Annotated in this window: 7 protein-coding genes, 1 tRNA gene and 1 pseudogene; 3 read left to right on the top strand and 6 right to left on the bottom strand. The window is 69.2% G+C overall.

Annotated elements, in window-relative coordinates; translation table 11 throughout:
* From AC1DHD_RS13455 to AC1DHD_RS13435, 5 genes and pseudogenes are all read right to left on the bottom strand, one after another.
* Positions 1-279: pseudogene (locus AC1DHD_RS13455) on the bottom strand (hypothetical protein); the annotation flags it as partial.
* 249 nt (positions 280-528) lie between these two features.
* Positions 529-942 (bottom strand): hypothetical protein, encoded by a 414-nt coding sequence (locus AC1DHD_RS13450; protein ID WP_476880196.1) that lies wholly within the window; start codon positions 940-942, stop codon positions 529-531.
* A 39-nt stretch (positions 943-981) separates the two neighbouring features.
* Positions 982-2,484, bottom strand: coding sequence for a PGAP1-like alpha/beta domain-containing protein (locus AC1DHD_RS13445; protein WP_476880195.1), 1,503 nt, complete (start codon positions 2,482-2,484; stop codon positions 982-984).
* 2 nt (positions 2,485-2,486) lie between these two features.
* Entirely contained in the window at positions 2,487-3,353 is an 867-nt protein-coding gene (locus tag AC1DHD_RS13440) for a hypothetical protein (RefSeq protein ID WP_476880194.1), read from the bottom strand.
* A 30-nt stretch (positions 3,354-3,383) separates the two neighbouring features.
* Complete coding sequence (locus AC1DHD_RS13435) at positions 3,384-4,205, bottom strand: DUF998 domain-containing protein (protein WP_476880193.1); 822 nt, start codon at positions 4,203-4,205, stop codon at positions 3,384-3,386.
* A gap of 86 nt (positions 4,206-4,291) precedes the next feature.
* Here AC1DHD_RS13435 and AC1DHD_RS13430 point away from each other — a divergent pair.
* The 3 genes from AC1DHD_RS13430 (at position 4,292) to AC1DHD_RS13420 (ending at position 5,345) form a co-directional block, all read left to right on the top strand.
* A tRNA-Arg gene (locus tag AC1DHD_RS13430) sits at positions 4,292-4,364 on the top strand.
* A 1-nt stretch (position 4,365) separates the two neighbouring features.
* Positions 4,366-4,881: a DUF6314 family protein gene (locus tag AC1DHD_RS13425; RefSeq protein ID WP_476880192.1), complete on the top strand. Its 516-nt coding sequence runs from the start codon at positions 4,366-4,368 to the stop codon at positions 4,879-4,881.
* Positions 4,878-5,345 (top strand): NUDIX hydrolase, encoded by a 468-nt coding sequence (locus AC1DHD_RS13420; protein WP_476880191.1) that lies wholly within the window; start codon positions 4,878-4,880, stop codon positions 5,343-5,345. Before AC1DHD_RS13425 ends, AC1DHD_RS13420 begins: the two co-directional genes overlap by 4 nt.
* On the opposite strand, the gene AC1DHD_RS13415 is transcribed toward AC1DHD_RS13420, so the two are convergent.
* The coding region (locus AC1DHD_RS13415; RefSeq protein ID WP_476880190.1) for an ATP-binding cassette domain-containing protein at positions 5,342-5,872 on the bottom strand (531 nt) is incomplete at its 5' end. The genes AC1DHD_RS13420 and AC1DHD_RS13415 overlap by 4 nt on opposite strands.

The following is a 5,872-nucleotide window of genomic DNA, read 5'->3' as shown; positions in this document are numbered from 1 at the left end:
CGCGTACACTTCGCGGGCTTCCGCACTGACGCTGCCGACGCCGGAGATCACCAGCAGGACGGGAACGCGCTGGCCGGCGGCGAGCGCACGCACGGTGGCTCCGGCCACTTCAGCTTCGGGGCCCTCGATCCGCCGGTTCGGCGGCAGCGCGATTTCAACGACGCCGCCGGGGAGTTCACGCACGGAGATGATCCGTTCGGCGGGCGAGGAGTCCACGGACGCCGCAGGCATATTCACGTGGACTTGGCGGCCCGGTGCCGCCGGGGCTTCGACCGTCATGAGAGGTGGTCCCGTCGGACTGCGGCGCGGAAGGGGGTGCACTGGGGGTCGCCGAAGGCAGTCGCTGCCAGAGACGGCGCAACTAGCTGACTAGACATCTGCCCCCATAGATCACAAAGCCGGCAATCCAGCGTGCAGGCAACGCGTACCCTGCGCGAAGCGCCGGAGCGTTCCGGCGAATGCCCCCATGATAATGCAAGCCGCAGACAATATGAGACATAAGACACCCGGGCGACACGGAGCCGCCGCTTACCGGGCGAAGTATTCGCGAACGCTCGATAACGAGCTTGAGCCGCTGTACCCCAGGTCGCCGGGGCCGGCGTGGACGGCGTCGTCGGGCGAGAAGATACTTACTCCGAACGTGCCGCCCTCCACATCTTTGATGCTGTCCAGCAGGGCCGGCATTGCCTGGTCCAGCGTCCGGGTGAGCGTCGCCTTGTCAGCGCTGGCGCCCACGAGCTTCACGGTGATGAACTTGCCCGACGTGTTGACGTTGGCGTCCGCCTGGACGGCGGTCACACCCGGGACGGACATCCCGGCTTTCTGGAGGGCGGACTCCAGCTGGTCGGTTTTCGAGGGCCCACCGAGTCCGCATGCTGACAGAAATGCTGCGAGTAGGCCCACGGTTAGCGCTCCTGCGAGAATCCGGATTTGGTTTTTCATGGTCGACTTCCACTATGGGCCGGCACCGGCCGGTCCGCGTTACTGCTTGCGCGAAATACTCGAGACGGTAGAACTGGCCTGACCGGGGTCCGAGGTCAGGAACTTCTGGGTTGACTCCTTTTGAGCGTAGTCGGCAATCGGGCCGTGGTCCTCGAGGTTGCCCGTGGACTTCACGTACTCGCCGCCGTCGTGATAACCGATTCCGGCAGCCCCGGGATCAACAGCAGGGTTGGGCAGCGTCACCTTGACCACGCTGTTGTCCTGACTTGCGGAGACTGACCCGTCCGGTCCCAGCGTGAAGTCTCCAAGGTCGAGCTTGGGGACCGGGTCGCCCTGGTGCTGCAGCGCAAGGACATCAATCCGGGACGGGATCGGGGTCGAATCGATGGGCGACCCGAACGTGACGAGGTTGGTCACGTTGAACCGGTTGGTAAAGGAAGGGTCCGAGGCCAGGGTCGCGGCAATCATGCCGCCCTGCGAGTGCCCGGACAGCATAACGGGCGAGCCGGCCGGGATACCCGCCTTCTCCATGGCCAGGCGGACCGCCTCGGCCGCCGTGGACATGTTGCCGCCGGCGAGCTGCAGGTTTCCGGTGAGGTCCGTGGCGTTGGCGGCACCGTCCGGATACCAGCGTGTGGTTCCCGGGATGCTGATGACGTACGCATCCGGCTCTCCGGGTTTGTGGACCGACGTGATGCGCACCGCGGCGTCCGGGGTCCCTGGCTTGCCCTCGTCGGCATAGGCGGCGTTGGTGGTGGCCAGGATGGCGCTTATGGTTGCGGGCACCGGGGTATTGGGCCTCCCGTCCTTGTCCACTTCGGCGGGGTCACCCACCGGTACCGGGACAGGGTCACCGGCAACCGGGCGTCCGTCATCAAGCAGGTGCGGGTTGTACGTGCCCAGGCTCAGGGCGGTTGCAGCCAGCGACAGGGCACCGGCCCGGAGCAGCACCCCGTTGGACACCACCTCGGTGAGCGACGGCGGTTCCCCGGTGGTGAGCCACCGCCAACCCATATCGCCGGTGTGGCCGACCTGCTCCACCAGGTTGGCCTGTGCATCCATGAAGTTCCGGACCGGGATGGGCGCCCCGTCCTGGAGCCAGTTCCAGGTGAATTCCGTCGCTGTACCCACCGTGCTGATGAATTTGCCGGTCTGGCTCCAGAGGTCCCCCGCTTCCCCGGCAAGGTCACTGCCCAACCGGTCCAGCCCCAGCCGCTGCCACAGGGACTCTCCCCCGGGCCTGCGCGCAATCCCGGCTTCCACCCCCGCGGCCCCGCCGCCGTGTTCGCTGGCGTAGACCTGCTCTTCGACGTCGCGCTTGACCGTGTTCGACGCGGCCTTCAGGGCGTTGCCGGCACCGATCAGCCGTTGCCTGTGCCCTTTCCAGTCTTCCCGGAACCGGGCACCGTCGCGGCCCTCCCACACCGCGCCAGTGATGGCCGGGGTCAGCTCGGCGCTCATCGCCAGCAGGCGCTCGCCGGCCCGTGACAGTTCTTCGCTGAGCCGGCGCCCGGACTCAACATCCATCCCATACATGCTCATGGTCAGGCCACCTTGCCCGCAGCACCGGCAAGGAACTCCCGGGCCCCAAGCAGCCGCCAGGACAGTTCCCGGGCGATATCCCCGGGGGCCGCGTCCACCAGCACCAGGGACCCGCCGCCGTCGCCGCTGGTACGGACTGAGTAGAGGTTGTCCGCCAGGGACCAGACATCCGAGGCAAGGTAGGCGGCCGCCTGCCCGGGCGGCGCTGCCACCACGTCCAGGTACACGGTGCAGCGCGGTGCCAGGACGGCGGCGGTGATGTCCGGGTCCACCCCGGCGTCGCCGGGGTCCTGCAGCTCGCGGGCGCCGACGACGTCGCGGCCGCCCTCCCGACTTGGGGTGCTGCCCGCGCTTGGGGTGCCGGCCAGGAGTTCGGCATGGTCGGGAAGGATCCGTCGCACGGCGGCCCAGGCGTGCTGTTCCTCGAATAGGGCAACCTCCACGACGTCGTGTACCCCGGGGACATCCGTCCCGGCGGCTGTGGTGCGGACCCGCCGCCGGTAGGAGACGGCTATGCCGCGGCCGCCCGCCAGTGCAAGGTCTGTGTGCGCCGACTCGTCGGCGGTCCGGGCCACGGCGCTGACGCGGATGGGGGCGGTGGCGGAGATCGCGACGGCCAGCAGCCACTGAGCGCGGATGGCGCCGTCCGGGCCGACGAAGCCCGCCCCGCGGAGTTCAGCGTCGAGGCGGCTCGTGTCCGCAGGATCCAGGAGGCGCATTGCGACGGCGCCCGGCGACTGCTGGTAGGCGTCGAAATCCACCTCCGGTTCTGCAGCCAGCACCTGCATGGCCCGGTCGACGGCGGCCGCCCACGCCAGGCCGCTGATCTCGAAGATGTTCAGCGCCGGGTCTCCGGTACGTTGCACCACAATTCCCCCCAATAGCTCAGATTCCTTGGTTCAGCCTACGGGCGGGGCGGGATCCGCGGTATGGGGAGCTCTCCCCTGTGCCCGCTGCCGCCTCCTTGTCACGACGTCCTGCCGGACACGCTGCGCAACAACCAGCCCCAGTGCCGCCATGCCGATCGTGATGGGGTAACCCATCAGCCGTTCCAGGGTCCCGGGCTCCGGCACGTGCATGCCCGTCACCCCGCCGGCCACCAGCGCGGCCAGCGAAACGGCTCCGCAGGCAAGGATGAACCAGCCCAGCGGCGTCTGCCTCCGCCACATCCAGCCGACCAGGAGCAGCGCCAGGCCGCCGGCGGCGAAATACATCAGCGCACCCGCCTGGTGCCAGCCGGAACCGGCGTCTTCCGGCACCAGCCCCACGATGACCGTGCCGGCCCCCGCGGTGAGGCTCAGCGCCCGGGCAGCAAAGGCCGCATACGACGTCGGCCGCCCACCGGCCACCGCCTGCCGGCCCTGCACCCGGGCGACACCCCGGAGCACCGCGGCGCTCCCAATCACGGCGGAGCTGAGCAGCAGCGCCCCGACCATCATGCCGATCCCCTGCACCACGAACGAGGCATTCATCAGCAGGTGCGCCGGCGAACAAACGTCGCGGCCGTCGAATCCGCCACAGCCCAGCGCGCCGAGGTCGCTGATGTAACCCGTGCGGCGGCTGTACGGCGACCGCCCGGCCCACGCCCCGATCACCGCCGCCTCGGCGACGAAGTACTGCAGCACGCTGAGCTTGGCGAGCGCACCAACATAGAACCGCGTGACGGCCACGTCCGGTAGGTAAAGAAGCTCGGGAGACCCGTTGCGGGCGGAGACTGACATGCCAAGAGCGTAGTACGGGCCCTCACCTTGTATGCTGGTAACCGTGTCCGGACGGGCCGGCGAACAGCCACCCACCCCGCACGCCCGCCCTCGTAGCTCAGTGGATAGAGCACGGCTCTCCTAAAGCCGGTGTCGTTGGTTCGATTCCAATCGAGGGCACTTGAACTCCCAGTTGCCGTTCGACCTGCGCGCCTACCTGCTCGGCGGCTGGACTGCGGAACGCACCATGGTGGACCGGGCCACAGACAGCCACGGAACCTTTACCGGCGTCGTCCGCTTCACAGCAACCGACGACGGCGGCCTGCGCTTCCGCGAAGAAGGCACCGTGCAGTGGAACCCGGCAGGCGCCCACCCCTTTACCGGACCCGCCAGCCGAGAGTACCTGCTCCGGCCCTCGGCCACCCCGGAGACGATGGACATGTTCTTCCCCGACGGCCGGCCCTTCCACCGCATGGGTTTCGGCGGAGCGGATAACCAGGACCGGCATTGGTGCGATCCGGACACCTACCGGGTCCGGTACACCAGGACCGGGACCGACGGGTTCAGCTACCGGTGGGAAGTCACTGGGCCGGCCAAAGACCTTGTGCTGGAGACCGTGCTGCGCCGGGTGCCGGCCGCCGGCAAGCCCGCGGCCGGCGCACCCTCGGCAACAACCAGGCTTGGGAGCCAACAATGAACCCCCGCATTGTCGTATCGGCCGTCTGCGTCTTTGACGACGCCGGGCGCCTCCTCACCGTCCGCAAACGCGGCACCGACAAGTTCATGCACCCGGGCGGCAAACCCGAAGCCGGCGAATCCGCGGCACAGGCGGCCGCCCGGGAACTCGAGGAGGAAGTGGGCATCGTCGTTGCCGCGGAGGACCTCGAACCCTTCGGGAGCTGGCTGGCCGAGGCCGCCAACGAGGCCGCCACGCAGATCGAGGCCACGGTGTTCACCGCGCCGACGTTGATGAACCCCGCAGGCGGCTGGACGGCCCGGCCCTCAGCCGAGATTGCGGAGATCCGCTGGCTGGAGCTCGACGGCGTCCTGCCCGATGACCTCGCACCGCTGCTGACCGACCACGTCCTCCCGGCCCTGGCGGCTCAAGCGGGCCGCCGGACGGTAAGGGCAGCCGGCCGGACTGCAACGGGCCGGGGCTAGAGCTCCGGCAGCGCCTCCGCGGCCACCGCGGTAGCCTCGGCGAACTGGGTCCGGTACAGCTCCGCGTAGCGGCCCTCGGCGGCGAGCAGCTCGGTGTGCGTCCCGCGTTCCACGATCGAACCGCCCTCGACCACCAGGATGGCGTCGGCGGCGCGGATCGTGGAGAGCCGGTGCGCGATAACGACGGCGGTGCGTCCTTCCAGTGCCGCGCCGAGCGCGGCCTGGACCGCTGCCTCGTTGGTGGAGTCCAGCGCCGCCGTGGCCTCGTCCAGGATGACCACCCGCGGCTGGGCGATCAGCAGCCGGGCGATGGTCAGCCGCTGGCGTTCACCGCCGGAGAGCCGGTAGCCGCGCTCCCCCACGACGGTGTCCAGCCCGTCCGGCAGCGACCGGATCATGTCCTCGAGCCGGGCCTGGCGCAGTACGTCCCACATCAGGTCCTCGCTGGCGCCCGGACGGGCCAGCCGCAGGTTGGAGGCGATGCTTTCGTGGAACAGGTGGCCGTCCTGGGTCACCATGCCCAAGGT

Source organism: Arthrobacter sp. 05L45_2 (assembly GCF_056397525.1).
The sequence above is the reverse complement of the archived record's forward strand: the minus strand, read 5'-3'. Positions and strand labels throughout refer to the sequence as shown.